This is a genomic window from Halomonas terrestris, from assembly GCF_049166755.1.
Classification (GTDB): domain Bacteria; phylum Pseudomonadota; class Gammaproteobacteria; order Pseudomonadales; family Halomonadaceae; genus Halomonas.
In genome coordinates this window covers 91068-116584 of the sequence record NZ_JBMHFZ010000013.1, presented here as the reverse complement: position 1 = coordinate 116584, position 25517 = coordinate 91068, and the positions used below count along the sequence as shown (strand labels likewise).

Annotated in this window: 20 protein-coding genes; 14 read left to right on the top strand and 6 right to left on the bottom strand. The window is 68.4% G+C overall.

From position 1 onward, the window contains the following. Positions 1 to 89 precede the first annotated feature (89 nt). The 4 genes from parC to leuA all read left to right on the top strand — a co-directional run bounded on the left by parC (position 90) and on the right by leuA (position 6564). Complete coding sequence (parC, locus tag ACOMD9_RS13535) at positions 90 to 2351, top strand: DNA topoisomerase IV subunit A (protein WP_421415764.1); 2262 nt, start codon at positions 90 to 92, stop codon at positions 2349 to 2351. Positions 2352 to 2437: 86 nt separating this feature from the next. After that, a complete protein-coding gene (gene serB / locus ACOMD9_RS13530) occupies positions 2438 to 3667 on the top strand; it encodes a phosphoserine phosphatase SerB (protein WP_421415761.1) in 1230 nt (409 codons plus the stop codon). Continuing rightward, a complete protein-coding gene (locus ACOMD9_RS13525) occupies positions 3664 to 4494 on the top strand; it encodes an ion transporter (RefSeq protein WP_421415758.1) in 831 nt (276 codons plus the stop codon). The genes serB and ACOMD9_RS13525 overlap by 4 nt, the downstream gene beginning before the upstream one ends. A 354-nt stretch (positions 4495 to 4848) precedes the next feature. Beyond that, positions 4849 to 6564, top strand: a complete 1716-nt coding sequence (gene leuA / locus ACOMD9_RS13520) for a 2-isopropylmalate synthase (RefSeq protein ID WP_421415755.1) — start codon at positions 4849 to 4851, stop codon at positions 6562 to 6564. An 88-nt stretch (positions 6565 to 6652) separates the two neighbouring features. On the opposite strand, the gene ACOMD9_RS13515 is transcribed toward leuA, so the two are convergent. Continuing rightward, positions 6653 to 8548 carry an LTA synthase family protein gene (locus ACOMD9_RS13515; RefSeq protein ID WP_421415753.1) on the bottom strand — a complete coding sequence of 632 codons (1896 nt, stop codon included), beginning with the start codon at positions 8546 to 8548 and terminating at the stop codon, positions 6653 to 6655. Between the two features lie 120 nt (positions 8549 to 8668). Further along, the gene (epmB, locus tag ACOMD9_RS13510) at positions 8669 to 9706 is read right to left on the bottom strand and encodes an EF-P beta-lysylation protein EpmB (protein WP_421415751.1); all 1038 of its coding nucleotides are present in this window, start codon (positions 9704 to 9706) and stop codon (positions 8669 to 8671) included. Positions 9707 to 9814: 108 nt separating this feature from the next. On the opposite strand from epmB, the gene efp reads away from it, so the two are divergent. Further along, on the top strand, positions 9815 to 10381 hold the full coding sequence (gene efp, locus ACOMD9_RS13505) for an elongation factor P (protein WP_421415749.1): 567 nt from the start codon (positions 9815 to 9817) through the stop codon (positions 10379 to 10381). A gap of 353 nt (positions 10382 to 10734) precedes the next feature. Next, positions 10735 to 11709 (top strand): EF-P lysine aminoacylase EpmA, encoded by a 975-nt coding sequence (gene epmA, locus ACOMD9_RS13500; protein ID WP_421415746.1) that lies wholly within the window; start codon positions 10735 to 10737, stop codon positions 11707 to 11709. A 148-nt stretch (positions 11710 to 11857) separates the two neighbouring features. On the opposite strand, the gene asd is transcribed toward epmA, so the two are convergent. The 3 genes from asd to rsgA all read right to left on the bottom strand — a co-directional run bounded on the left by asd (position 11858) and on the right by rsgA (position 14891). Beyond that, positions 11858 to 12700, bottom strand: coding sequence for an archaetidylserine decarboxylase (gene asd / locus ACOMD9_RS13495; RefSeq protein ID WP_421415744.1), 843 nt, complete (start codon positions 12698 to 12700; stop codon positions 11858 to 11860). A gap of 300 nt (positions 12701 to 13000) precedes the next feature. Further along, positions 13001 to 13831 carry a sulfurtransferase gene (locus ACOMD9_RS13490; RefSeq protein WP_421415741.1) on the bottom strand — a complete coding sequence of 277 codons (831 nt, stop codon included), beginning with the start codon at positions 13829 to 13831 and terminating at the stop codon, positions 13001 to 13003. 40 nt (positions 13832 to 13871) lie between these two features. Then, complete coding sequence (gene rsgA / locus ACOMD9_RS13485) at positions 13872 to 14891, bottom strand: small ribosomal subunit biogenesis GTPase RsgA (protein WP_421415739.1); 1020 nt, start codon at positions 14889 to 14891, stop codon at positions 13872 to 13874. Between the two features lie 96 nt (positions 14892 to 14987). On the opposite strand from rsgA, the gene orn reads away from it, so the two are divergent. After that, the gene (orn, locus tag ACOMD9_RS13480) at positions 14988 to 15581 is read left to right on the top strand and encodes an oligoribonuclease (protein ID WP_421415736.1); all 594 of its coding nucleotides are present in this window, start codon (positions 14988 to 14990) and stop codon (positions 15579 to 15581) included. A gap of 216 nt (positions 15582 to 15797) precedes the next feature. Here the strand turns inward: orn and queG are convergent, their stop codons facing one another. After that, on the bottom strand, positions 15798 to 16904 hold the full coding sequence (gene queG / locus ACOMD9_RS13475) for a tRNA epoxyqueuosine(34) reductase QueG (protein WP_421415771.1): 1107 nt from the start codon (positions 16902 to 16904) through the stop codon (positions 15798 to 15800). A gap of 135 nt (positions 16905 to 17039) precedes the next feature. Between queG and ACOMD9_RS13470 the strand changes: the two genes are divergently transcribed. The 7 genes from ACOMD9_RS13470 to hflX all read left to right on the top strand — a co-directional run bounded on the left by ACOMD9_RS13470 (position 17040) and on the right by hflX (position 25461). Then, positions 17040 to 18578 (top strand): NAD(P)H-hydrate dehydratase, encoded by a 1539-nt coding sequence (locus ACOMD9_RS13470; RefSeq protein WP_421415734.1) that lies wholly within the window; start codon positions 17040 to 17042, stop codon positions 18576 to 18578. Continuing rightward, positions 18559 to 19059, top strand: coding sequence for a tRNA (adenosine(37)-N6)-threonylcarbamoyltransferase complex ATPase subunit type 1 TsaE (gene tsaE, locus ACOMD9_RS13465; protein WP_421415732.1), 501 nt, complete (start codon positions 18559 to 18561; stop codon positions 19057 to 19059). Before ACOMD9_RS13470 ends, tsaE begins: the two co-directional genes overlap by 20 nt. Further along, positions 19056 to 20513, top strand: coding sequence for an N-acetylmuramoyl-L-alanine amidase (locus ACOMD9_RS13460; RefSeq protein WP_421415730.1), 1458 nt, complete (start codon positions 19056 to 19058; stop codon positions 20511 to 20513). The genes tsaE and ACOMD9_RS13460 overlap by 4 nt, the downstream gene beginning before the upstream one ends. Positions 20514 to 20626: 113 nt before the next feature. Then, a complete protein-coding gene (mutL, locus tag ACOMD9_RS13455; RefSeq protein ID WP_421415727.1) occupies positions 20627 to 22561 on the top strand; it encodes a DNA mismatch repair endonuclease MutL in 1935 nt (644 codons plus the stop codon). A gap of 261 nt (positions 22562 to 22822) precedes the next feature. Next, positions 22823 to 23761: a tRNA (adenosine(37)-N6)-dimethylallyltransferase MiaA gene (miaA, locus tag ACOMD9_RS13450; RefSeq protein WP_421415725.1), complete on the top strand. Its 939-nt coding sequence runs from the start codon at positions 22823 to 22825 to the stop codon at positions 23759 to 23761. A gap of 123 nt (positions 23762 to 23884) precedes the next feature. Then, positions 23885 to 24136 (top strand): RNA chaperone Hfq, encoded by a 252-nt coding sequence (gene hfq, locus ACOMD9_RS13445; protein ID WP_421415723.1) that lies wholly within the window; start codon positions 23885 to 23887, stop codon positions 24134 to 24136. A gap of 8 nt (positions 24137 to 24144) precedes the next feature. Beyond that, on the top strand, positions 24145 to 25461 hold the full coding sequence (hflX, locus tag ACOMD9_RS13440) for a ribosome rescue GTPase HflX (RefSeq protein WP_421415720.1): 1317 nt from the start codon (positions 24145 to 24147) through the stop codon (positions 25459 to 25461). Positions 25462 to 25517 lie beyond the last annotated feature (56 nt).

Sequence of the window (25517 nt, the reverse complement as noted above, 5' to 3'; positions counted from 1 at the left end):
TGACCCCACAGGCGCGGTCTCGACGGCTGGATCGAATGGGCATTGGTGCAGCACGGCAACGGTCATGAAAATATGAAAGGGGTCAATCGATGACCATGGATATCCAGGTGGCGGAGGGCGACGTCGAGCGCCTCTCGCTGCGCGAATACACCGAGAAGGCGTACCTCGACTACTCGATGTACGTCATCCTCGACCGGGCGCTGCCCCATATCGGCGACGGCATGAAGCCGGTGCAGCGGCGCATCGTCTACGCCATGCGTGAGCTGGCGCTGAATGCCAACGCCAAGTACAAGAAGTCGGCGCGTACCGTCGGCGACGTGCTGGGCAAGTTCCACCCCCACGGCGACAGCGCCTGCTACGAGGCGATGGTGCTGATGGCCCAGCCCTTCAGTTATCGTTACCCGCTGGTGGACGGCCAGGGCAACTGGGGCAGCCCGGACGATCCCAAGTCGTTCGCCGCCATGCGCTACACCGAGGCGCGGCTGTCGAAGTTCTCCGAGGTGCTGCTCGCCGAGCTGGGCCAGGGCACGGTGGACTGGACCCCCAACTTCGACGGCACCATGAACGAGCCGGTGGTGCTGCCGGCGCGGCTGCCCCACGTGCTGCTCAACGGCGGCACCGGTATCGCCGTGGGCATGGCCACCGACATCCCGCCCCACAACGTGGGCGAGGTGGTCGAGGCCACCTGCCACCTGCTGCGCCACCCCGAGGCCACCACCGCGGACCTCGTCGGCCACCTGCCGGCCCCGGACTTCCCCAGCGAGGCCGAGATCATCACGCCGCGGGCCGACCTGCGGAAGCTCTACGAGAGCGGCCGCGGCTCGGTGAAGCTGCGCGCCCGCTACACGATGGAGGAGGGCAGCATCGTGGTCACCGCGCTGCCCTACCAGGTCAGCGGGGCCAAGATCCTCGAGCAGATCGCCGCCCAGATGCAGGCCAAGAAGCTGCCCATGGTGGCCGACCTGCGCGACGAGTCGACCCACGAGGAGCCGACCCGCCTGGTGATCGAGCCGCGCTCCAATCGTGTCGACATCGAGGCGCTGATGGCGCACCTCTTCGCCACCACCGACCTCGAGAAGAACACCCGCGTCAACATGAACGTGATCGGCCTGGACGGCCGGCCGCGGGTGATGCCGCTACCCGACCTGCTCGGCGAGTGGCTGCGCTTCCGCCGCACCACGGTGCGCCGGCGGCTGGAGCATCGCCTGGGCAAGGTGCAGGATCGCCTGCATATCCTCGAAGGCCTGCTGATTGCCTACCTCGACATCGACGAGGTGATCCGCATCATCCGCGAGGAGGACGAGCCCAAGCCGGCGCTGATGGAGGCGTTCGGCCTCTCGGAGCGCCAGGCCGAGGCGATCCTCGAGCTGCGCCTGCGCCACCTGGCCAAGCTCGAGGAGATGAAGATCCGCGGCGAGCAGGACGAGCTCGAGGCCGAACGCCAGACCCTCGAGGGGCTGCTGGGCAGCGAGGCGGCGCTCACCGACCTGATCGAGGAGGAGCTGCGTGCCGCCGCCGCCGAGCATGGCGACCCGCGCCGCTCGCCGATCGTCGAGCGCGAGGAGGCCCGGGCGCTCTCCGAGGTGGAACTGGTGGGCGCCGATCCCGTCACCGTGGTGCTCTCCGAGAAGGGCTGGATCCGCAGCGCCAAGGGCCACGAGATCGACCCGACCGGGCTCTCCTACAAGGCCGGCGACCGCTTCGCCCTGGCGGCCCGCGGCAAGACCAACCAGCCGCTGGTGCTGCTCGACGACACCGGTCGCGCCTATACCCTCCAGGCCCACAACCTGCCCAGCGCCCGCGGCCAGGGCGAGCCGGTGACCAGCCGCGTCAACGTGGTGGCCGGTGCCCACATGGCCGGCGTCATGCTGGCGCCGCCCGCGTCGCGATTCCTGCTCGCCTCCGACGGCGGCTACGGCTTCGTGGCGCAGCTCGAGGAGCTGATCGGCAAGAACCGGTCCGGCAAGTCGGTGCTCAGCGTGCCCAAGGGCTGCAACGTGCTGCCCCCCTGCCGGGTACCCGACGAGCGCGAGGGCGTCAGCGTCGCGGCGGTCTCCAACGAGGGGCGCCTGCTGGTCTTCCCCCTGGAGCAACTGCCGGAGATGGCCAGGGGCAAGGGCAACAAGATGATCGACATCCCCGGCGCCCGGGCGGCGCGGCGCGAGGAGTTCGTCCGCGACCTGGTGGTGCTGCCGGCAGGCGCCAGCCTGGTGATCCATGCCGGCAAGCGCCACCTGACCCTCAAGGCCGCCGACCTGGATTATTATCGTGGCGAGCGCGGCCGGCGCGGCAGCAAGCTGCCCCGCGGCCTGCAGAAGGTGGACAGGCTCGCCCCTGAAGGGGAGCTATAAGCTTTAAGCCGTAAGCTGTAAGAAAAGACAGGCCTATCATGGGGTTACTTACAGCTTATAGCTTACGGCTCGAAACTGAGGTTAACATGACACGACGAATCCTGATCCGCGCCACCGGCGTGGCTCGACCCGGCCAGCTGGCCGGCCTGGGCAAGGCGCTGGCCGGCAGCGGCGCCCGGCTGCTGGACATCAACCAGAGCGTGACCTTCGACATGCTCTCCCTGGAGGCGCTGGTGGGGCTCGACCACGACAGCGACCTCGAGGCCGCGCTGGCCGCCGTGGGCGACGAGCTGGGCCTCGACGTCCAGGCGATCCAGGTCAGCGCCGAGGACTACCAGCGCTGGAGCGCTGCGGCCAGCCGGCCGCGGCTGATCCTGACGCTGCTGGCGCCGCACCTGCCGGCGGGCATCCTGGCCGAGGTGGGGGCGCTGACCGCCGAGCACGGCCTCACCGTGGAGCTGATCCACCGCCTCTCCGGCCGCGAGCCGCTGGACGGCGGCGTGCCCCGCGACCACCAGAGCATCCAGGGCGCCTGCGTGGAGTGCTGGCTGCGCGGTGACGAGGTCGACCTCGACGCCCTGCGCGAGAAGGCCCTGGCGCTGGGCGCCATGCACGGCGTCGACATCGCCCTCCAGGAGGACTCCATCTGGCGCCGGCACCGGCGGCTGGTCTGCTTCGACATGGACTCCACCCTGATCCAGGCCGAGGTGATCGACGAGCTGGCGCGCCGCCATGGCGTGTATGACGAGGTGGCCGAAGTCACCGAGCGGGCCATGCGCGGCGAGCTCGACTTCCAGCAGAGCTTCCGCGAGCGCATGGCCAAGCTCCGCGGCCTCGACGAGTCGGTACTGGCCGAGATCGCCGAGACGCTGCCGCTGATGGACGGCGTCGAGCGGCTGATGAAGCAGCTCAAGCGGCTGGGCTATCGCACCGCCATCCTCTCCGGGGGCTTCACCTACTTCGCCCGCCACCTGCAGGAGACGCTCGGCTTCGACGAGATCCACGCCAACGAACTGGTCATCGAGAACGGCAAGGTGACCGGCGAGGTGCGCGAGCCGATCCTCGACGCCAACCGCAAGGCGGAGCTGCTGCACGAGATCGCCGCCCGCGAGGGGCTCGCCATGGAGCAGACCATCGCCGTGGGCGATGGCGCCAACGACCTCAAGATGCTCGCCGCCGCCGGGCTGGGCATCGCCTTTCGCGCCAAGCCGCTGGTGCGTGCCCAGGCCAGCCACTCCATCTCGACCCTGGGCATCGATGCGGTGCTCTACCTGATCGGCTATCGCCAGGTGGACCTGGAGGAGCCGGCGTCGTGAGCGCAAGCTTCGGGACCTGGCGCGACCGCTTCGAGCGGCTGCGCTCCAACAAGGCCTTCGAGCTCACGGTGATCACCATCATCGTGGTCTCGGCGCTGCTGATCGGTGCCAAGACCTACGAGGAGGAGGTGAGCCCCTTCCAGGAGTGGATCCTGTGGCTCGACGTGGCGGTGACGATGTTCTTCCTGGTGGAGATCCTGATCCGCATGGCCGCCGAGCGGCGCCTGCGCGACTTCTTCCGCAAGGGCTGGAACATCTTCGACTTCCTCATCGTCACCGCCAGCCTGATTCCCCTGGACGACTCGGAGATGGTGCTGCTGGCCCGCCTGCTGCGCATCTTCCGGGTGCTGCGCCTGGTGTCGATGATCCCCGAGCTGCGCCTGCTGATCGCGGCGCTGTTCAAGTCGATCCCGCGCATGGGTTACGTGGCGCTGCTGATGTTCATCATCTTCTACATCTACGGCGCCATCGGCAGCTTCCTGTTCGCCAGCGTCGACGAGGCACTGTGGGGCAACATCTCCCTGGCCATGCTGACGCTGTTCCAGGTGGCCACCTTCGAGAGCTGGGCCACGGCGGTGCTCTATCCGACCATGGAGCACTACCCCTACGCCTGGATCTACTTCCTCACCTTCATCTTCCTCAACGCCTTCATCTTCCTCAACATGATGATCGGCATCGTGCTCGACGTGATGCAGAAGGAGAGCCTGGCCATCGAGCTGGAGAGCGGGGAGGGCGAGGCCGCGGAGCTGCACGGCCTGCGCGACGACGTGCGTCAGCTGCGTGACCAGCTGTCGCGGATGGAGAGGATGTTAGAACGCCGGAGTTGACAAAGCCGCCCAACCTTGATTCTCTAGAGCCATGAACATGACGGCGTACGACCTCGACCTACGACTACTAGCCCGCTCCTGAGAGCGTGGGCGATGCCGTCTGCATCGCCACTGTCCTTCGCCAGAAGGTCCCGGTCGAAACGAGGTCGTACCATGTCACCCAGCATTGCCAGTCGTTCCATTGAAATCCATGCCGCGCCGATTCGTCGCGAACGCTGTGTCGTTCGTGGTTTCGGCGTGATCGTGTCCGATACCTCGCGTGACGCCCCGACAGGCCACCGGCCGTCGGGGCGTTGCCGTTTCTGAGCCGTATTCGCAAGAGTGCCGCACCGCCAGTCCAGGGAGAACGCCGCCATGATGCTCGACAACCCCGCCACCAAGTATCGCCCCTTCGTCGCCGTCGATCTGCCCGACCGCCAGTGGCCCGATCGTCGCATCGAGACACCGCCCATCTGGTGCGGTGTCGACCTGCGCGACGGCAACCAGGCGCTGATCGACCCCATGGACCAGGAGCGCAAGCAGCGATTCTTCGACCTGCTGGTGAAGATCGGCTTCAAGCAGATCGAGGTGGGCTTCCCCTCGGCGTCCCAGACCGACTTCGACTTCGTGCGCGCGCTGATCGAGCAGGACAAGGTGCCCGATGACGTCACCATCCAGGTGCTGACCCAGGCCCGCGACCATCTGATCGACCGCACCTTCGAGGCGCTCAAGGGGGCGAAGAACGCCATCGTGCACGTCTACAACGCCACCGATCCGGTGTTCCGCCGCGTGGTGTTCAACGTGAGCAAGGAGGAGTGCATCCAGATCGCGGTGGATGCCACCACGCAGATCCGGAGCCGCATGGAGGCGGCCCCGGAGACGAACTGGACCTTCCAGTACTCGCCGGAGCTGTTCACCACCACCGAGATGGACTTCGCCAGGGAGGTGGTCGAGGCGGTGATGGCGGCCTACGGCGCCAGCGCCGAGAAGAAGATGATCGTCAACCTGCCGGCCACCGTGGAGGCCGCCACCCCCAACAACTACGCCGACCAGATCGAGTGGTTCTGTCGCAACGTCAACAACCGTGACCACCTGATCGTCAGCCTGCACCCCCACAACGACCGCGGCACCGGGGTGGCCGCCGCCGAGCTGGCGCTCATGGCCGGTGCCGACCGCGTCGAGGGCTGCCTGTTCGGCAACGGCGAGCGCACCGGCAATGTCGACATCGTGACGCTCGCCATGAACCTCTATACCCAGGGCGTGCACCCGGGCCTCGACTTCTCCAACATCACCCCGATCATGCGCGAGGTGGAGTACTGCAACCAGCTGCCGGTGCATCCGCGCCACCCCTATGTGGGCGACCTGGTGTTCACCGCCTTCTCCGGCTCCCACCAGGACGCCATCAAGAAGGGCATGGCCGAGCGCCGCGCCAATCCGGACGCCATGTGGGAAGTGCCCTACCTGCCCATCGACCCGCTGGACGTGGGCCGCAGCTACGAGGCGGTGATCCGGGTCAACAGCCAGTCCGGCAAGGGCGGGGTCTCCTACCTGCTCGAGCAGGAGCATGGCATCGAGCTGCCGCGCCGGCTCTCCATCGAGTTCAGCCAGGTGGTGCAGGAGGTGGCCGACCGCACAGGCAAGGAGATCACCTCGCAGATGATCTACCAGGCCTTCGCCGACGAGTACCTGGAACGTCGTGCACCCTATGCGCTGGTCGGCCACCGCCTCTCCTCGGAGCCCGACAGCCCCAGGGTGGCGCTGGAGGCGACCATCGAGGAGCGCGGCGAGCGTCGCACCATCCAGGGCGAGGGCAACGGTCCGCTGGCCGCCTTCATCAAGGCACTGGCCGCCGCCGGCCACGACGTGGAGATCATCGACTACCACGAGCACTCCCGCGGACAGGGCTCCGACGCCGAGGCGATCGCCTACGTGGAGGTGCGCATCGACGGCAAGGCGGTGTTCGGCGTCGGTACCGACGAGAGCATCACCAGCGCCTCGATGAAGGGCGTGATGAGCGCCATCAACCGCCATGTCTCCACCGCCGAGCCGGCGGCCAATGTGACGGCCGAGAGCCTGGCGGCAGCGAAGTAGTTTCCACTGTCCCTGGCCTGAACCCGCAGGGCACGAAGGCCGGCTTCCCGAGGAAGCCGGCCTTCGTCTTACTGCTCGGCCCGTGCGTTCACTCCGCGACCACGGGCGGTGGCACCAGTGCCAGGGCCTCGTTGCCGAACAGCCGTGCCTGGGCGCGCTGGGTCAGGCCGTAGGCACGGCGGATCTCGTCGAGATGTCCGTCATTACAGGGCTGCGGGCGATCCAGCCCCGGGTCCTGTCGCCAGGGGTGACAGGTGGCGCTCTCCGGCGATGCCAGGGAAAACTCGACCAGGAGGTCGTCGCCCGTGAACCAGCCCAGGGTGCCATTGAGGTAGTACTCGGCAATCTGGGGGCCGTCGGGATCCAGCAGGGAGTGGCCCATGGCATGGGGCATGGGCGATCCCAGCAGCTCGGCCAGGGTCGGCGCGACATCGCGATGGTGGGGGATACGGCCCGGTGTACCCGGCGCCACTCGCCCCGGCGCATGGAGGGCAAAGGGCACGCGGAAGCGCTCGAGCTGGCTGCCGCCTACCCTGGCAGTGTGGTCGGAGGCCAGCACCAGCAGCCAGGGGTGTTGCCAGTCACGGGCCTCCAGGGCGTCGATGAACGCCCCCAGTTCATGATCGGCCAGGTGCAGGACGTTGCGCTCGACATCCAGGGGCGTCGAGGCGTCCACCAGCGGGATGATGCCGTCGGGCAGCCGGGTATCATGGGTGGTGTTGGTGTTGATGCCCAGCAGTACCGGCTCCTGCAGGTCGTCCAGCGTCGTCAGGACATGACGATAGAGATCATGGTCATAGACCCCCCAGGCGTTCTCGGGAAAGTCCCGATGGCGGATCGATGCCTTGCCCTGGCTGATCTCGAAGCCGAGGGATTGGGCATAGGCACCAACGCCGCTGGTATTCTCGTGGGAGCCCTGGAAGAAGGCGGTCGACCAGCCGGCATCGCGTAGCCGTCGTGGCAGGCAGTCGAAGTCGAACAGTGCCTGGGACGTGCGGGCCAGTGTCTGGCCCAATGGATTCTGGTAACTGCAGAACAGCGAGAACATGCCCTCCGTGGTGCGCATGCCTCCCGGCACCATGTCGAGGGTGGCGAGCGAGCGTGCTGCGATGGCATCGAAGTGCGGCGTGACCGGAGTGCCGTCCTCGAGCGGTGCCATGTGGACGCTCGACCAGCTTTCCAGCAGCACCACGATGACATTGACCGGCTCGAGGGAGGGCGCCGCCGGGGGCCGGCGCGAACGGGCATAGAGAGTGGCGACCTGGTCCTCGGCTTCCTCGGCCGTCATCCAGTCCAGGGGGTGTCGGCGCAGTCCATCCCGCCCCCCCTGCAGTCCATGCAGCGCTGCATAGGCCCCGTTGAGTGCCGCCGTGGCCTCGCGGGCGTCGGTCAATCGCATGGCATCGTGCGGCCCCTGGGGTACGCCGCCCATGCCGCCGCGCACGATGAGTACGGTCAGGACGGTGACCGCCAGCAGGTTCATTTCCAGTCGTGGTCCTCGGCCCGGGTGGCGGCTCGGTACCCAGGCCACGGTGGAGGAGAGGGTGGTGACTGCCAGCAGGCCGATCAGCCAGGGCCAGTGGCGGTACAGGGTGTTGAGCAGGCTGTGCGGAGAGTTGAAGAGTTCGGTTGCCTCGTAGCCGAGGTGCCGGCCGGTTTCCTGCCAGTAGAGCCAGTCGCCCAGGTGAGCCCCCAGCAGGATGACGCAGGCGGGAACCAGCCAGCCGCGTCGAGGCGGCGTCAGGCGGAGCCGGCTGGGCAGCCAGAGGCCGAGCATCGTCATGCCGGCGAGGAGCGCACTGATGGCCAGGTCGAAGCGCAGGCCCCACCACCAGGCTCGTGGCCAGAGGGCGTCGGGTACCATCAGGCTGCTGCCCAGCAGCCGCAGCAGCCATGTCAGCAGGGCCAGTATCAGGAAGAACTTCAGCCAGGTCGTGAATAGTGAGGGGAGCGGGCGGGATCGGGAGTAGGTTCGCTGCGTCATGGACCGTGCTTATGGTTTTTTGAAACGCGGCACTCTACCAGAATGTTGCCAGGGGCGGGTAACCTCCCCAGGCCGGCAAGGCTCGGCCCCCAGGACCGCCATGCCTGGCGATCCCGGGGTTCACAATGGCGTCTTGCTCGCCTCGCCGGGGATCTCCCGCACCAGCCGCGGCATCAGGAAGCCCGGCAGCACCTCACGCAGGCCCGCGACCAGTTCGCGGGCATCAAAGTCCGGCACATCGAAGTGGGCGGCGCCGGCCACCGGGTCGAGCACGTGCAGGTAGTAGGGCAGCACGCCGGCCTCGAAGAGCCGCTCGGAGAGTTCGGCCAGGGCGTCTACCGAGTCGTTGACGCCGCGCAGCAGCACGCTCTGGTTGAGCAGGGTGACGCCGGCATCCTTCAGCCGCTCACATGCCGCGATCACGCTGTCATCGATCTCCTGGGCGTGGTTGACATGCAGCACCACCACCTTCTGCAGGCGGGTGGCGGAGAGCCAGCCGAGCAGGGCGTCGTCGATGCGGTCGGGGATCACCACCGGCAGCCGGGTGTGGATGCGCAATCGCCTGAGGTGGGGGATGGCCTCGAGGCGTGCCACCAGCCAGGCGAGCTGCCGGTCGCTGGCGGCCAGGGGGTCGCCGCCGGAGAGGATCGCCTCCTGGATCGAGGTGTCATCGCGCAGGGTATCCAGGGTGTGGTCCCACTGGGCCCGGGAGGGCGAGTTCTCCTCGTAGGGGAAGTGTCGGCGGAAGCAGTAGCGGCAGTTCACCGCACAGGCGGGACTGGCGATCAGCAGCACCCGGCCGGCGTACTTGTGGATCAGCCCCCGGGCCGACGTATGGTCGGTTTCTTCCAGGGGGTCGGTGACATAGCCCGGCGTGGGCAGGGCCTCGTCACCCAGTGGCAGGACCTGACGCAGTAGCGGATCAAGGGGGTCACCGGGGCGGATGCGGGCGAGATAGGGTTCCGGCACCCTCACCTCGAAGAGGTGGTGGCCGGCCTCGGCGCCCGGCAGCCAGGCGTCGTCCAGCCCGAGTCGCCGGCACAGCTCGGCCGGGTCGCGGATCGCCCTGGCCAGCTGGGTCTGCCAGGGTGCCGCGATGGTCAGTGGCCGGGCCTGCCGGCCGGAACGCTGCAAAAGGGCAGGGCTTCGGGTTATCATGCGGCACACCAGTCAATGCGGGCGAGGGGCGAGCCCTCGTCGAACTTCGTTTGCTTGGGCGCGCCGCCGGCCAGTGCCGGTGGCGTGCTCGAATATGGGTGAGAGATCATGGCGAACTATTCTACCAACGAATTCAAGGGCGGTCTGAAGGTGATGCTCGACGGCGATCCCTGCACCATCGTCGAGAACGAATTCGTCAAGCCCGGCAAGGGCCAGGCCTTCAACCGCGTCAAGCTGCGCAACCTGATCACCGGTCGCGTCTGGGAGCGTACCTTCAAGTCCGGCGAGTCCCTGGAGGGCGCCGATGTCCTCGAGCTGGAGATGGAGTACCTCTATACCGACGGTGACATGTGGTACTTCATGAAGACCGATGGCTCCTTCGAGCAGTATGCGGTGGAGAAGAAGGCCCTGGGCGACACCGAAAAGTGGCTCAAGGAGCAGGTGCCCTATACCGTGACCCTGTGGAACGACAATGCCATCGCCGTCAGCCCCCCCAACTTCATCGAGCTGGAGGTGGTCGAGACCGACCCGGGCCTCAAGGGCGACACCGCCCAGGGTGGCTCCAAGCCGGCGACCCTCTCCTCGGGTGCCGTGGTCCGCGTACCGCTGTTCATCAACCAGGGCGAGGTGCTGAAGGTGGATACCCGCTCCGGCGAGTACGTCTCCCGCGCTTGAGGTGCGGCCCTTCCTGCGCTCGCTCATACGGCGTTGAATCCTGGCACGGCTTGCTCATTTAGCGCTGCTAAACTCCGCTGCCTTAGCCAGGATTCGCCTTGTCTGAGCATCGCTCGGAGAGGGCGATAGGACTGCTTGTGTGGCTAGCGCCGCCGGGGACAGGTCGTAGAGAGGGTCTTTTGCCAGGGATGGCAAAAGTAGCGTACAAGGATGTATTCACAGCGCCCTCGCGTCGGTCCGGCGTCCCGGGACCTGTCGCCGGGAAAGCCGCGGTTTGGTCTGCTTGCGATGGGATCATCTTCAAGAAAGCCACGCCAATCCGGCGTGGCCTTCATCGTTCCGGAGAAGGTGTCATGGCAACTGATTGGCGCCCCACGGCAAGTATCGAGACCCTGCGCGAGCGGGCTCGGCTGATCGCCGGGGTGCGGGCCTTCTTCGCCGCGCGCGACGTGCTGGAGGTGGAGACCCCGGTACTGGGCCACGGCGGCAGCACCGACCCGCACCTCGCCTCCCTCTCGACCGAGGCGACGACGCCGGCCGGCCGCGAGCGGCTGTGGCTGCAGACCTCTCCGGAGTTTGCCATGAAGCGGCTGCTGGCGGCAGGTGCCGGGCCGATCTTCCAGCTGGCGCGCTGCTTTCGCGACGGCGAGGTGGGGCGCCGCCACAACCTCGAGTTCACCATGCTGGAGTGGTACCGGCCGGGCATGTCGCTCGACGGCTTGATCGAGGAGACGGCCGCGTTGATTCACACGGTGCTCGGGCAGTCGCCCGGCCCGATTCGGCGGCATCGCTACCGTGAGCTGTTCCGGGAGGCCCTGGCCGTCGATCCCTTTACCGTACCGTTGGCGGAACTGCGCCGCCTGGCCGAGGAGAAGGGCGGGCTGGCCATGGCCGATGCACCCCGCGACGACTGCCTCGACCTGCTGTTGAGCCTCGAGATAGAACCGCACCTGGGGTGGGAGGGTATCGACGTGGTGGTGGACTATCCGGCAAGCCAGGCGGCCTTGGCGCGGCGCCATCGGGATCCCGAGGATGGCGCGTGGGTCGCCTCGCGCTTCGAGGTGTATCTGCAGGGGCTGGAGCTGGCCAACGGCTACGATGAGCTGACCGATGCCGCCGAGCAGGCGGCGCGATTCGCCGAGGACAATGCCGCTCGCCGCGAGGCGGGCCTGCCCGAGGTGGACGTGGATCGACGCCTGCTGGCGGCGCTGGCTCACGGCATGCCAGAGGGGAGCGGCGTGGCGCTGGGCATCGACCGGCTGATCCAGCTGGCGCTGGGCAAGTCGAGCGTGGCGGCGGTGATGGCCTTCGCCACGCCGCGCTGTTAGCAAGATGCCCAGACATCGTGCGATCTGCACCGCTCGGGGCTGATCCGTCGACAGCCCTACGAGGGGGCGCTGTGAATACCTCCCTGTACGCTACCGACGCCATCCCTGGCGTAGGACCCCCTCTTCGGCCTGTCTCCGGCGCCCCTCGCTATGGGGAGTGGAGCGCCCCCAGCGACTGCCCCATCTGCACCTTGGCGCCGGGCTCGATGCCGTCGGCGAAGGCCACCGGCTCGGCGAAGGCCATCACTACCGTGGAGCCGAGCTTGAAGCGGCCCATCTCCTCGCCCTTCTCGAACCGCACCGGCGTGTCGAAGCGGGTGCGCTGCACCTCGCCGGAGAGCGGCGTGACCTGGCCGGCCCATACCGTCTCGATGGCGGCGACGATCATGGCGCCGACCAGCACCACCACCAGGGGGCCGTGCTCGGTGTCGAAGTGGCAGACCAGGCGCTCGTTGCGGGCGAAGAGGTTGGGGACATGTCGGGTGGTGGCGGCGTTCACCGAGAACAGCCGGCCCGGCACATAGACCATCTCCGTCAGGGTGCCGCCGATCGGCATGTGCACCCGATGGTAGTCGCTGGGGGAGAGGTAGACCGTGGCAAAGCTGCCGCCCAGGTAGCGCCTGGCCGCCTGGCCGTCGCCACCGAGCAGCTCCATGGCCGAGAAGCGGTGCCCCTTGGCCTGGAACAGCTGGCCGGCCTCGATGGCACCGAACTGCGAGAGGGTGCCGTCGGCGGGACTGATCACGCCCTCGCCGATGGGGCGGGCGCCCTCCTTCAGCTCACGGGTGAAGAAGTCGTTGAAGGTGGCGTAGGCCGTCGGGTCCGGCTCGACGGCCTCGCTCATGTCCACGCGGAACTGGCGGATGAAGGCCCGGACCAGGCGGTTCTTGAGCCACGGCTGGCGGCAGTCGGCGAGCCGGCCCACCAGCCGCGAGAGCAGGTGGTGGGGCAGCGGGTACTGGATCAGGGCGAAGAGCTTGGCAAGTGACAAGACGGGGATTCTCTTGAACTGAATTCGGAGCGGGGTGACCTTGCAGGTTCACCCCATGGTTGGTTGATGGACAGACAGCGGCGGAGGGATGAGGCCGCTTTCGTAGGCACCGATGGCCGGCTTGATCCCGGCGCCGAGGCCGCACCCTTGGGGTCTGACCCCCAGGTCGCAGATACTGCCGGGTCTTGCCGGTGTTGCCTGCCCAAGCTGGCCACGGGGTCAGACCCCAAGGGCTGCACTGGCGAGGGTAAATACGCCTCCCCATCGGTGGGCCGAATGGTGCCTCCTCTTCCTCCAGGCCTATTTCTCGATTGGCGTATCGTCGCGGTTGCCCCACTCCTTCCAGGAGCCGGCATAGCCGCGGATCTTCTCGAAGCCCAGCGCACGACCGACGAGCCAGGTGAAGCCGCTGCGGTGGTGGCTCTGGCAGTGGGTGACCACTTCCATGTCCGGGGTCAGCCCCAGGGCCTCGAGCTCGGTGATCAGTTCGGCATAGTCGCGGATGCGCAGGGCGCGCTCGCGGTCCATGGCAGCGGTCCACTCCATGTTCACCGCCCCGGGGATATGGCCGAGCTTGCGGTTTTCGCCCTTCTCGCCACGGTACTCCGCCGGCGAGCGGGCATCCCAGATGGCAAAGCCCTTCTCGCCGAGACGCTCCTGCAGCTCGATGCGATCGATGGCCACCTCGGGATTCAGGATCTCGGCCTCGTACTCGCTGGGAGTGGGCGTGCGACGCTCGGTGGAGACGGATTGGCCAGCCTGGCGCCAGGCGTGGATACCACCGTTGAGGTAGGAGTAGCGGGTATGGCCGATCAGCTCCAGGGTCCAGAGCAGGCGGCCGGCCCAGCCACCGCCTTCGTCGTCGTAGGCCACCACATGGGTGTCGCGGGTCAGGCCGAGCGACGAGAACAGCCGCGAGAGCGCGTCCGGCGAGGGCACCTTGCAGGGCACGTCCCCCTCGCCGCTGAGCAGCAGGCGGTGATCCAGGAAGACGGCGCCGGGCACATGCCCCTGATCATGGCTTTCGGCCTTGAGCGGCACGTCGATGATCAGCAGCGACGGCTCGTCGAGGGACTCGGCGAGCCGCTCGGGCTCGACGATCAGCGGCAGCAGGTTGTCTTCTGAACTCATGTCGGTCTCCTGGCTCGGGTACTCGTCGATGCTACCCGTCTCAGGCATCGTCGAGGCTGTCGACGATGCGTCGGTAGCTGGCAAAGCGTTCGGGATGAATCTCGCCGCGCTCCACGGCAGCGAGCAGCGCACAGCCCGGCTCGAGGCGGTGGCGGCAGTCGCGGAAGCGGCAGTGGCCCAGGTACTGGCGGAACTCGATGAACCCTTCGGTGACCTGCTGCTCGTCCAGGTGAACCAGGCCGAACTCGCGAATCCCCGGCGAGTCGATGAGCTCGCCGCCATCGGCGGCAGGCAGCCGATAGAGGCGCGCCGTGGTGGTCGTGTGGGTACCCTTGCGCGAATCCTTTGACAGTGCACCGATGCGAAGTTCCTCGCCCGGCAGCAGGCAGCCGATCAGCGAGGACTTGCCCACGCCACTCTGGCCGACGAACACCGAGGTGCGCCCGGCCAGGCGCTCGTGCAGGGCCGCGAGGCCGTCCTCGTACGCCGTGGTGGTGGTCACCACCGGGTAGCCCAGCGCCTCGTAGCGACTCAGCAGTTCGCGCAGCTCGCCGCCGTCCTCCGGCAACAGGTCGATCTTGTTGAGCACCAGCACCGGAGGGATGCCGGTGGCCTCGGCGGCGACCAGGTAGCGGTCGATCAGGTTGGCATGGGGCGCCGGCTCGACGGCGAAGACGATCAGGATCTGGTCGATGTTGGCCGCCACCGGCTTGAGCTGGCCGCGGGCGTCGGGCCGTTCCAGCACGTTGTGGCGTTCGGCCCTCGCCACCACCACGCCGCTGCCGTCGCGGGCGCCGCGCCAGATCACGCGGTCGCCGGTGACCAGCCCCTCGAGGTTGGCACGCAGGTGGCAACGCACCGCAGCGCCATCCCCTTCGGGAGCGATATCCAGGGTACGGCCGAAGTGGGCGATCACCCGGCCCGGCTGCTCGGGGCCGTACTCGCCGGCGGCCAGCCTGTCGGCATCCCGGGCGTCGAGCTGCTCGGCACGCCGGGCACGCTCGGCCTGGATCTTCTCGATGCGCCAGCGTTGCTGGCGGCTCAGCTTGCGTTTGCTCATGGAGGCCCGAAGCTCGGTACAATGGTGTCATTGTACTCACCCAAGGTGGCCGCTGTCGCCAGCCGTGCCGCAGTGCCGCCCAGCAAGGAACACAACATGTCCCAGACGAGCGAGAAGCCTGACCCGCGCCAGCAGCGCCTGGTGTGGATCGACCTGGAGATGACCGGCCTCGATCCGAACCGCGAGCGTATCATCGAGATCGCGACCCTGGTAACCGACCACGACCTCAACCCGGTGGCCGAAGGGCCGGTGATCGCCGTGCACCAGCCCGACAGCCTGCTCGACGCCATGGACGAGTGGAACCAGAAGACCCATGGCGAGTCGGGGCTGGTCGAGCGCGTGAAGGCGAGCCGGGTCGACACCGCCGAGGCCGAGCGCCGCACCCTCGAGTTCCTGCGTGAACACGTGGCGCCCGGCAGCTCGCCGATGTGCGGCAACAGTGTCCATCAGGACCGTCGTTTCATGGAGCGGGAGATGCCCGAGCTGCTGGCCTTCTTCCACTACCGTAACCTGGACGTCTCCACCCTCAAGGAGCTGGCGAAGCGCTGGAACCCCGGCGCCCTGGCAGGCTTCCAGAAGCGCAACGTGCACCTGGCCATGGACGACATCAAGGAGTCGATCGCCGAGCTGGCTCACTACCGCAACACCTTCCTGCGCCTGGCGGGCAGCGAGCGCGACGAGGAGGAGTAGCCCCTTCAGGCCAGCGCCAAGCGGTTGGTTGCCAGCGCTGGCGGTCCCCTTGGGGTCAGACCCCGGCGGCGTCGAATCCGCTCGCAAGGCGCACCATGACGGGCTTCGTGACTTGGCTGGGGTCTGACCCCAAAGGGGCCATGCCGCCGACATGGGAAGACCGGTACCGCAGCAGCAGGTCGACAGGCTCTTGAGCCGGGACATCATCCTGCGGCGCTAGGTGCTGGCGATCAGCCGCTCACGCTTCTGCCGCTGGTGGGCCAGCGCCCAGCGCACGTGCTCGCGCACCAGGTCGGAGGGGTAGGGCAGTCGCGCCCACAGCGCGGCCTCCACCGCCTCGCTCCAGGGGGCATTGCCGAGCCCCACGGCGAGGTTGCGCAGCCAGCGCTCGTAGCCGATGCGGCGGATCGGGCTGCCGGCGGTCTTCTCCAGGAACTCCTCCTCGCCCCAGGCGAAGAGCGTGACCAGGCTGGCGCGGTCCAGGTCGTGGCGGGGGGCGAAGTCCGCCTCCCGGGTGGCCCGGGTGAAGCGGGTGAAGGGGCAGACCAGCTGGCAGTCGTCGCAGCCGAAGACCCGGTTGCCCATGGCCTCCCGGTAGCGCTCGGGGATGGTCCCGAACAGCTCGATGGTCAGGTAGGAGATGCAGGCCCGGGCATCGACCACGCGATCCTCGACGATGGCCCCGGTGGGGCAGGCCGTGCGACAGGCGCTGCAACTGCCGCAGTGGTCGCCGTCGAAGGGCTCGTCCACGGGCAGCGGCAGGTCGGTGTAGAGCTCGCCGAGGAAGAACAGCGAGCCGGCCCGGGGATTCAGCAGCATGGCGTTCTTGCCGAACCAGCCGAGCCCGGCCTTGCGCGCCAGCGCACGTTCCATCACCGGGGCGGAGTCGACGAAGGCGCGATAGCCGAAGGGGCCTGCCTCGGCCTCGATCCGCTTCGCCAGGCTGGCCAGGCGCTTGCGCATCAGCTTGTGGTAGTCGCGCCCCGTGGCGTAGCGGGAGACATAGGCGACCGCCGGCTGGCCGAGCACCTTCGCCGTTTCCACCTCGGCGGGAAGGTAGTCGAGTCGCACGCTGATCACCCGCAGCGTGCCGGGCACCAGCTCGGCGGGTCGCGTGCGCTTGGTGCCATGCTTCGCCATGAAGCCCATCTCGCCGTGGTGACCGGCGTCCAGCCAGCGCTGCAGGCGCCGCTCGTCATCGGCCAGATCGGTGTCGGTGATGCCGACCTGCTGGAAGCCGAGCTCCCGCCCCCAGGTCTTGATCCTGTCGGCGAGGGCGCGGAGGTCGGGTCGGGTGTCGGGAATCGGCGCCGAGGCGCTCATGATCGAGAGACCGCCATTGTTGAAAGGAATGAGCAAGAAGGTGCCCCGGCGCGCATTCTGCTGCCGGGGGGCTTGGCGCGGGACGAGAAGCCCTTACACTCCATGGTAAAGCATCACGTTCAGGGGAGACACCGGATGTCAATCGAGTCGCTCGATCATCAGGAGCACCGCGGTCGTCCGCTCTACAGCGCCGAACAGGTGCGGGAGCTGGACCGCCGTACCATCGCCGCGGGAATTGACGGTTTTGCCCTGATGCAGCGTGCCGCCATGGCCGCCTGGCAGAGCCTGAGGGCCCACTGGCCGGGGGCTCGCTCCATCACCGTGCTGTGCGGTGGCGGCAACAATGGGGGCGATGGCCATGTGCTGGCGGCCCTGGCCGCGGCCGAGGGGCTGGCGGTACAACGTATCCTGCTCAAGGCGGTGGACGAACTGACCGGCGACGCCCGGCGCGCCGCCGAGATGGCGACCGCTGCCGGCGTGGGCACCGAGCCGTGGCGGCCTGGCCTGGCCCTGCGCGGTGAGCTGGTCGTCGATGCCCTGCTCGGCACCGGTCTGGGCGGGGAGGTGCAAGGTGCCATCCGGGAGGCCATCGCCGACGTCAACGAGAGCGGTCTGCCGGTGCTGGCCATCGATATCCCCTCGGGGCTGCACGCCGATACCGGAGCGGTGCTCGGCGACGCGGTACTGGCGACGCGCACGGTGACCTTCATCGGCGACAAGCTGGGGCTGCATACCGGTGCGGCGGCACGCCATGTGGGCGAGCTGGACTTTCGTGCGCTGGGGGTCGATGCCGAGGAGCAGGCCGACCTGCTGCCGGCGGCACGCCTGCTCGATGCGGGGCTGATCGGTGCCTGGCTCCCGCCTCGCCAGCGCGACGCCCACAAGGGGGACTTCGGCCATGTCCTGGTGCTCGGCGGGGCGCCCGGTTTCGGCGGGGCGGCCCTGCTGGCCGCCGAGGCCTGCGCCCGCCTGGGGGCCGGCAAGACCAGCCTGGCCACGGCTCCTGAGCATGTCACGGCGAGCCTGGTGCGCCGCCCCGAGGTGATGGTACACGGCCTGCGGGGGGCCACCGACCTGGGCGAGCTGATCGGCAATGCCGAGGTGCTGGTGGTCGGTCCCGGGCTGGGACAGGGCAGCTGGGGGCAGGGGATGCTGCAGGCGGCCCTGCAGGCCGACCGGCCGCTGGTGGCGGATGCCGATGCCCTCAACCTGCTGGCGTCGCGCTGGCCGGACGAGGCTCGCGACCAGTGGATCCTGACCCCGCATCCCGGCGAGGCGGCGCGCCTGCTCGGCACGAGTGCCGCCGAGGTGGAAGCCGACCGGCCGGCGGCGGCGCGCGAACTCCAGGCCCGTCGCGGCGGGGTGGTGATCCTCAAGGGGGCCGGTACCCTGGTGGCCGGGCCGTCGGGGCTCGCGGTCTGCCCCTTCGGCAACCCTGGCATGGCCAGCGGTGGCATGGGCGATGCGCTCTCGGGCATCCTGGGGGGGCTGCTGGCCCAGGGCCTGCCCCTGGAGGCCGCCGCACGACTGGGTGTCCTGGTGCACGCCCTGGCGGCGGACATGGCGGCCGGCGATATCGGCGAGCGTGGTCTGCTGGCCGGTGATCTGGCATCCTATGCGCAATTGTTGATCAACCCCGGGACGGGCGAGGACCATGCAGCTGCGACTCGATGACGAAGACCGCCAGGTCGCCTTCGGCGAGTGCCTGGGGCGGGCGTTGCAAGGGCACGGTCGGGTACATCTGGAAGGCGAGCTGGGGGCCGGCAAGACCACCCTGGCGCGCGGCATCCTGCGATCCCATGGTTATCGCGGTGCGGTCAAGAGCCCCACCTATACCCTGGTGGAGCCCTATGAACTCGACGGGGTGCGCGTCCACCACTTCGATCTCTACCGCCTCGGCGACCCCGAGGAACTGGAGTTCATCGGTGGCCGCGACCTGCTGGCCGAGGATGCCCTCTGCATCATCGAGTGGCCGGGGCGCGGGGAGGGCTGGTTGCCGACGCCCGACCTGGTGGTGCGCCTGAGGCTGGCCGGGGCGGGGCGCGAGGCGCGTCTCGAGGCGTTCAGCGAGCATGGCCACCAGGTGCTGGCACGCCTGGCGCGTGACCCGGCGGTGGCCGGCCTCGCCGACATGGATGGCGAGACGGCCTCATGAGCAGGGTATCATTCGGCCGCCGCCTGCTGTCCGGGGCACTGCTGGTGACCGCCTGGCTGGTGACCGGCGCCGCCGGTGCCGGCCAGGTCGAGAACATGCGCCTGTGGGCCGCTCCCGACCACGCGCGACTGGTCTTCGACCTCTCGTCCGCCACCCGCACCCATGTCTTCACCCTGGACGGTCCCCGGCGCCTGGTGATCGACCTGGACGACAGCCGCCTCGAGGCCGACATCGACCGGCTCGACCTCACCGGCAGTGCCATCAGCCGCGTGCGTACCGGGGTGCGCGACGGCCATGGCCTGCGGGTGGTGCTCGAACTGGAGCGCGAGGTGGAGCCCCGCCACTTCACCCTCGAACCCAATGACCAGTATGGCCATCGCCTGGTGGTGGACCTGGAGTACCCCGGCGAAAGCGCGGTCGAGGACCCCATCGACCCCATCGAGGCGATGATCCGCGAGCAGGAGATCGCGGCCAACCGGGCCCGGGCCGAATCGGGCGGCGGTACCGGCCAGGTGGCGTCCGAGGCGGCCGTGGCCCTGCAGCAGGCCCAGCCTCATCCGCGGCGCGACATCATCATCGCCATCGACCCCGGCCATGGCGGCGAGGACCCGGGGGCCATCGGCCCGGGCGGCACCCGCGAGAAGGACGTGGTGATGGAGATCGCCCGACGCCTGCAGCGGCTGGTCAGCGAGGCCGAAGGCTTCCGTCCGGTGATGATCCGCGACGGCGACTACTATATCGGCCTGCGCCAGCGCACCCGCATCGCCCGGGAGCAGAAGGCGGACTTCTTCGTCTCGATCCACGCCGATGCCTTCAACAGCCCGCGCCCCAACGGCAGTTCCGTCTATGCCCTGTCGCAGCGCGGCGCCACCTCGGAAACGGCCCAGTGGCTGGCCGCCAGCGAGAACCGTGCCGACCTGATCGGCGGGGTGGATGGCAACCTATCGCTGGATGACAAGGACGAGGTGCTGCGCGGCGTGCTGCTCGACCTGACCATGACCGCGACCCTCAACGACTCCCTGACCATCGGGGGACAGGTGCTCGACCAGCTGGGGCGGGTCAACCGGCTGCACAAGTCACGGGTGGAGCAGGCCGGCTTCATGGTGCTGAAGTCGCCGGACATTCCCTCGCTGCTGATCGAGACCGGCTTCATCTCCAACCCCGAGGAAGAGCGCCGGCTGCGCGATCCCTCCCACCAGGAGGGGCTGGCACTGGCGATCTTCGACGGCCTTCGCGACCACTTCCAGCGCAACCCGCCGCCGGCGAGCCTGCTGGCCTGGCGGCGTGACCAGAACCGCAGCACCGATGGCAACGCGTATCGTATCCAGCCCGGTGATACCCTGTCCCAGATCGCTGCCCGCCACGGCGTTCCGGTGGCCCAGCTGAAGCAGGCCAATGAACTCAATGGCGACGTGATCAGGGTCGGCCAGCTGATTCGAATTCCCCGTTCATGATCCCTTCGGGGAGCTGTAAGCGATAAGCTTGAGGCTGTAAGTAGAACCCTGGTACTGGCAACCGCAATGACCGCGGCTGGGTTTATGGCTTCCGGCTCGTCTTGAGGAGTGATATGACAGAGCAGCGACGCATCCGCATCCTCGACCCGCGGCTGGCCAACCAGATCGCCGCCGGCGAGGTGGTCGAGCGTCCCGCCTCGGTGGTCAAGGAGCTGGTGGAGAATGCCATCGACGCCGGCAGCCGGCGCGTCGAGGTGGAGCTCGAGAGCGGGGGAGCGCGATTGATCCGTGTGCGCGATGATGGCAGCGGCATCGGCGAGGAGGACCTGCCGCTGGCCCTGTCGCGCCATGCCACCAGCAAGATCGTGTCGCTGGAGGAACTCGAGGGCGTGGCGAGCCTGGGCTTTCGTGGCGAGGCCCTGGCCTCGATCAGCTCGGTATCGCGGCTCGAGCTGATCTCGAATATCGACGACGACCCCCGCAGCGGCTGGCGCGTGGTGGCCGAGGGGCGCCAGATGGAGCCCCGGGTCTCGCCGGCCCCCCATCCCCGCGGCACCTCGGTGACGGTGCGCGACCTCTTCTTCAACACGCCGGCACGACGCAAGTTCCTGCGCACCGAGAAGACCGAGTTCGGCCATGTGGAGGAGGCCTTTCGTCGCCAGGCCCTGTCGCGTTTCGACATCGGCTGGGTGCTGCGCCACAACCAGAAGACCATCCACCAGCTGCGGCCCGGCGACGACATGGTCGCCCGTGAGCGGCGCATCGCCGCACTGCTCGGCAAGGGGTTCCTCGAGAATGCCCTGCACCTGGACCTCGAGACCGGCGGCCTGCGCCTGTGGGGCTGGGTGGGCCTGCCCACCCACTCGAGGGCCCAGGCCGACCAGCAGTACTTCTTCGTCAACGGCCGGGTGGTACGCGACCGCCTGGTGGCCCATGCCATCCGCCAGGCCTACCGCGACGTGCTCTTCCACGGTCGCCACCCGGTCTTCGTGCTCTACCTGGAGGTCGACCCCACGGTAGTGGACGTCAATGTCCACCCCACCAAGCACGAGGTGCGCTTCCGCGACGGCCGCATGGTCCACGACTTCCTCTTCTCCAGCCTGCACCGTGCCCTGGGCGAGGCGCGCGCCGGTGGACGGGAGGCGCCGGAAGAGGAAGCGGCCTCGCCGGCCGCGGAAGTCGCCGAGCCCTCGGCTGCCTGGCAGCAGCAACCCATGGCGCTGCCCGGCCGCGAGGACGGGGCCCGTGATCGAGTGACGCCGGATCGGGTCCGCGCCTTCATGGACGGCTATCGGGCGCTGCACCCCGACCACGAGGAGCAGCTGCTGACGCCGCAGCCGACCGCGCCCGGTGCGGGCGGCGCCGCCGCGGGCGTGGCACTGCACGAACGCCAGGTCCCGTCCGGGGTGGAGGCCAGGGCGCAGGCCCCGCGGCCCGCGCTGCCGCAGGAGGATGCCACCCGGGCGCCACCGCTGGGCTACGCCATTGCCCAGCTGCATGGCATCTACATCCTCTCCCAGTCCGAGCGCGGCCTGATCGTCGTTGACATGCACGCCGCCCACGAGCGCATCGTCTACGAGCGCATGAAGACCCAGGTGCACGGCGGCGTGCTCGAGGCCCAGCCGCTGCTGGTGCCGGTATCGCTGGCGGCGAGTCCTGCCGAGGTGGCCACCGCCGAGGCCGAGCGCGAGGCCTTCGCCCGGCTCGGTGTCGAGCTCGATGTGGCCGGCCCCGAGACCCTGCTGGTGCGCCAGCTGCCGGCGCTGCTGAGTGATGCCGACGTGGAGCCGCTGATCCGTGACATGCTGGCCGACCTCGAACGCTACGGCCGCTCCGACCGCATCGAGGCCCATGTCAACGAGCTGCTGGCCACCATGGCCTGCCACGGCAGCGTGCGCGCCAACCGTCGCCTGACCCTGGAGGAGATGAATGCCCTGCTGCGCGACATGGAGCGCACCGAGCGCAGCGGCCAGTGCAACCACGGCCGCCCCACCTGGACCGAGATGAGCATGAAGGAGCTGGACCGCCTCTTTATGAGGGGGCAATGAGCGAACGGCAAAGCGTGGGCGGCTCCATACCAAGCCCGGCCTCGAGTTGCCGGTGTTGACGACCTTTTCATGGCATATGTCAGCGGCATGGCCCCTTTGGGGTCAGACCCCGGCCGAGCCAGCAGGCCCGCCTTCGTGCAGGTTGCGAGCGGATTCGACACCGCCGGGGTCTGACCCCAAAGGGAGCGTCAGCGCTGGAGCGTTGCCGCCAATCGCAGGCCTGCTGCGCAGGTAGCAAACGTACCCGTATCAGGAGATCACGTGAGCGATTCCCGCCCTCCCGCCATCCTGCTGATGGGGCCCACCGCCGCCGGCAAGACCGACCTGGCCATCGCGCTCCACCAGCGCCTGGGTGTCGAGCTGATCAGCGTCGACTCGGCCATGGTCTACCGCGGCATGGACATCGGCAGCGCCAAGCCGTCTCCCGAGGAGCTCGCCTTCGCGCCGCACCGGCTGATCGACATCCGCGACCCGGCCGAGCCCTACTCGGCGGCCGACTTTCGCGAGGATGCCCTGGGCGAGATGCGACGGATCACCGCAGCCGGCCGGATGCCGTTGCTGGTGGGGGGAACCATGATGTACTTCAAGCATCTGCTGGAAGGGGTGGCCAACCTGCCTTCGGCCGCCCCCGAGGTGCGTGCCGAGCTGGAGGAGGAGGCCGCCCGCCACGGCCTGGCGGCCCTGCACGAGGCGCTCGCGCGGGTCGACCCGGCCTCCGCGGCCCGCATCCACCCCAACGACCCCCAGCGGCTGATGCGTGCCCTGGAGGTCCATCGGGCCACCGGCCGCACGCTGACCGAGCTGTGGGCCGAGCAGCGACCGGAAACCTTCCCGTGGCGTACGCTGTCGATAGGGCTGGCACCCTTCGACCGCAGGGTACTGCATGCCCGTATCGAGGCCCGCTTCGAGCAGATGCTCGACGCGGGCCTGATCGAGGAAGTGGCGGTGCTGCGGGCGCGCGGCGACCTGCACCCGGGCCTGCCGTCGATGAAGAGCGTGGGCTATCGTCAGGCCTGGGCATACCTCGACGGCGAGGTCGACCTGGCCGAGATGCGTCATCGGGGTATCGTGGCCACCCGCCAGCTGGCCAAGCGCCAGTTGACCTGGATGCGCAGCTGGCCCGGGCTGCACTGGGTGGACAGCCTGGGCCGCGACCCCTTGGGCGAAGTACTGAAACTCGTGCGCCAATTCGGCAGTTAGCGTAAGATAATCCCTTCGAGCGGCCGGGTGACCAGGCCCCTTCGGGTAACAGCAGGCGCCGACTTGTCGGCGGCGCGACCGAGCATAACATCAACCCCCAGAAACAATTTCAGGGAGAGCAACATGTCCAAAGGGCAGTCCCTTCAAGACCCGTACCTGAACATCCTGCGCAAGGAGCGTATTCCGGTATCGATTTTCCTGGTCAACGGCATCAAGCTGCAGGGTCAGATCGAATCCTTCGACCAGTTTGTCATCCTGTTGCGCAACACCGTCAGTCAGATGGTCTACAAGCACGCCATCTCCACCGTGGTGCCGTCGCGCAATGTGCGTCTGCCGGCCCAGGATCCTGCCGCGCCGCAGGAAAACAACGTGTGAGGTATTGATTGTTTTTCGAACGTCCCGACGCCGGTGAAACGGCGGTACTCGTCCATGTCGATTTCCAGGACGAAAAGGAGCGCGAGGACCCGGGCGAGTTCCTTGAACTGGTGCGCTCCGCCGGTGCCGAGCCGGCCACGCTGCTCACCGGCAGTCGCCACCGGCCCGATCCGCGAACCTTCGTGGGATCGGGCAAGGTGGAGGAGCTGCGCGAGGCGATGGCTGCCCACGGTGCCGAGCTGGTGATCTTCAATCATGCCCTGAGTCCCTCCCAGGAGCGCAACCTCGAGCGCACGCTCAAGTGTCGCGTGCTCGACCGTACCGGGCTGATCCTCGACATCTTCGCCCAGCGCGCCCGTACCCATGAGGGCAAGCTGCAGGTGGAGCTGGCGCAGCTCGAGTACATGTCGACCCGACTGGTGCGTGGCTGGACCCACCTGGAGCGGCAGAAGGGCGGCATCGGCCTGCGTGGCCCGGGCGAGACCCAGCTCGAGACCGACCGCCGGCTGCTGCGGGCGCGCATCAAGGCGATCCACAAGCGCCTCGACAAGGTGCGCAGCCAGCGCAGCCAGAACCGCCGTGCCCGGTCCCGTGCCGAGATTCCCAGCGTCTCGCTGGTGGGCTACACCAACGCCGGCAAGTCAACGCTGTTCAACGCCCTGACCGAATCGAAGGTCTATGCGGCCGACCAGCTCTTCGCTACCCTCGACCCGACCCTGCGTCGACTCGAGGTCGAGGATGTGGGCCCCGTGGTGCTGGCCGATACCGTGGGCTTCATCCGGCATCTCCCCCACAAGCTGGTGGAGGCCTTCCGTGCCACCCTGCAGGAAGCGGCCGAGGCGTCGCTGCTGGTGCACGTGATCGATGCCGCCGATCCCGATCGCGACCTCAACGTGACCCAGGTCGAGGCGGTGCTCGACGAGATCGGTGCCCTCGAGGTGCCGATGCTCAAGGTGATGAACAAGATCGACCTGCTCGACAGCGCCCCGCGCATCGAGCGGGACGGCGAGGGTCGACCCGAGGTGGTCTGGCTCTCGGCCCGCGACGGGCAGGGCCTGGAACTGCTGGGCCAGGCGCTCTCCGAGCGCCTGGCCGGCGACGTGATCGACGTGCAGCTGACCCTGACGCACGAGCAGGGCAGGCTGCGCGCCGGCCTGCACGAGCTGGGGGCGGTGCGCGAGGAGGCCTTCGACGACGAGGGGCATACCCGGCTGGAGGTACGGCTGCCGCGCCGCGATTTCCTGCAGCTGATGGCCCGGCTCGGCGAGCGGGCCGACGACTACCTGCCGCGGGAGCTGCAGGAGCGGCCCGTCTGGGAGGGCTGAACGACGAACGGCCCCGGTCATGGCCACGGCGCGGGGGCGAAGGATAACGACAAGGT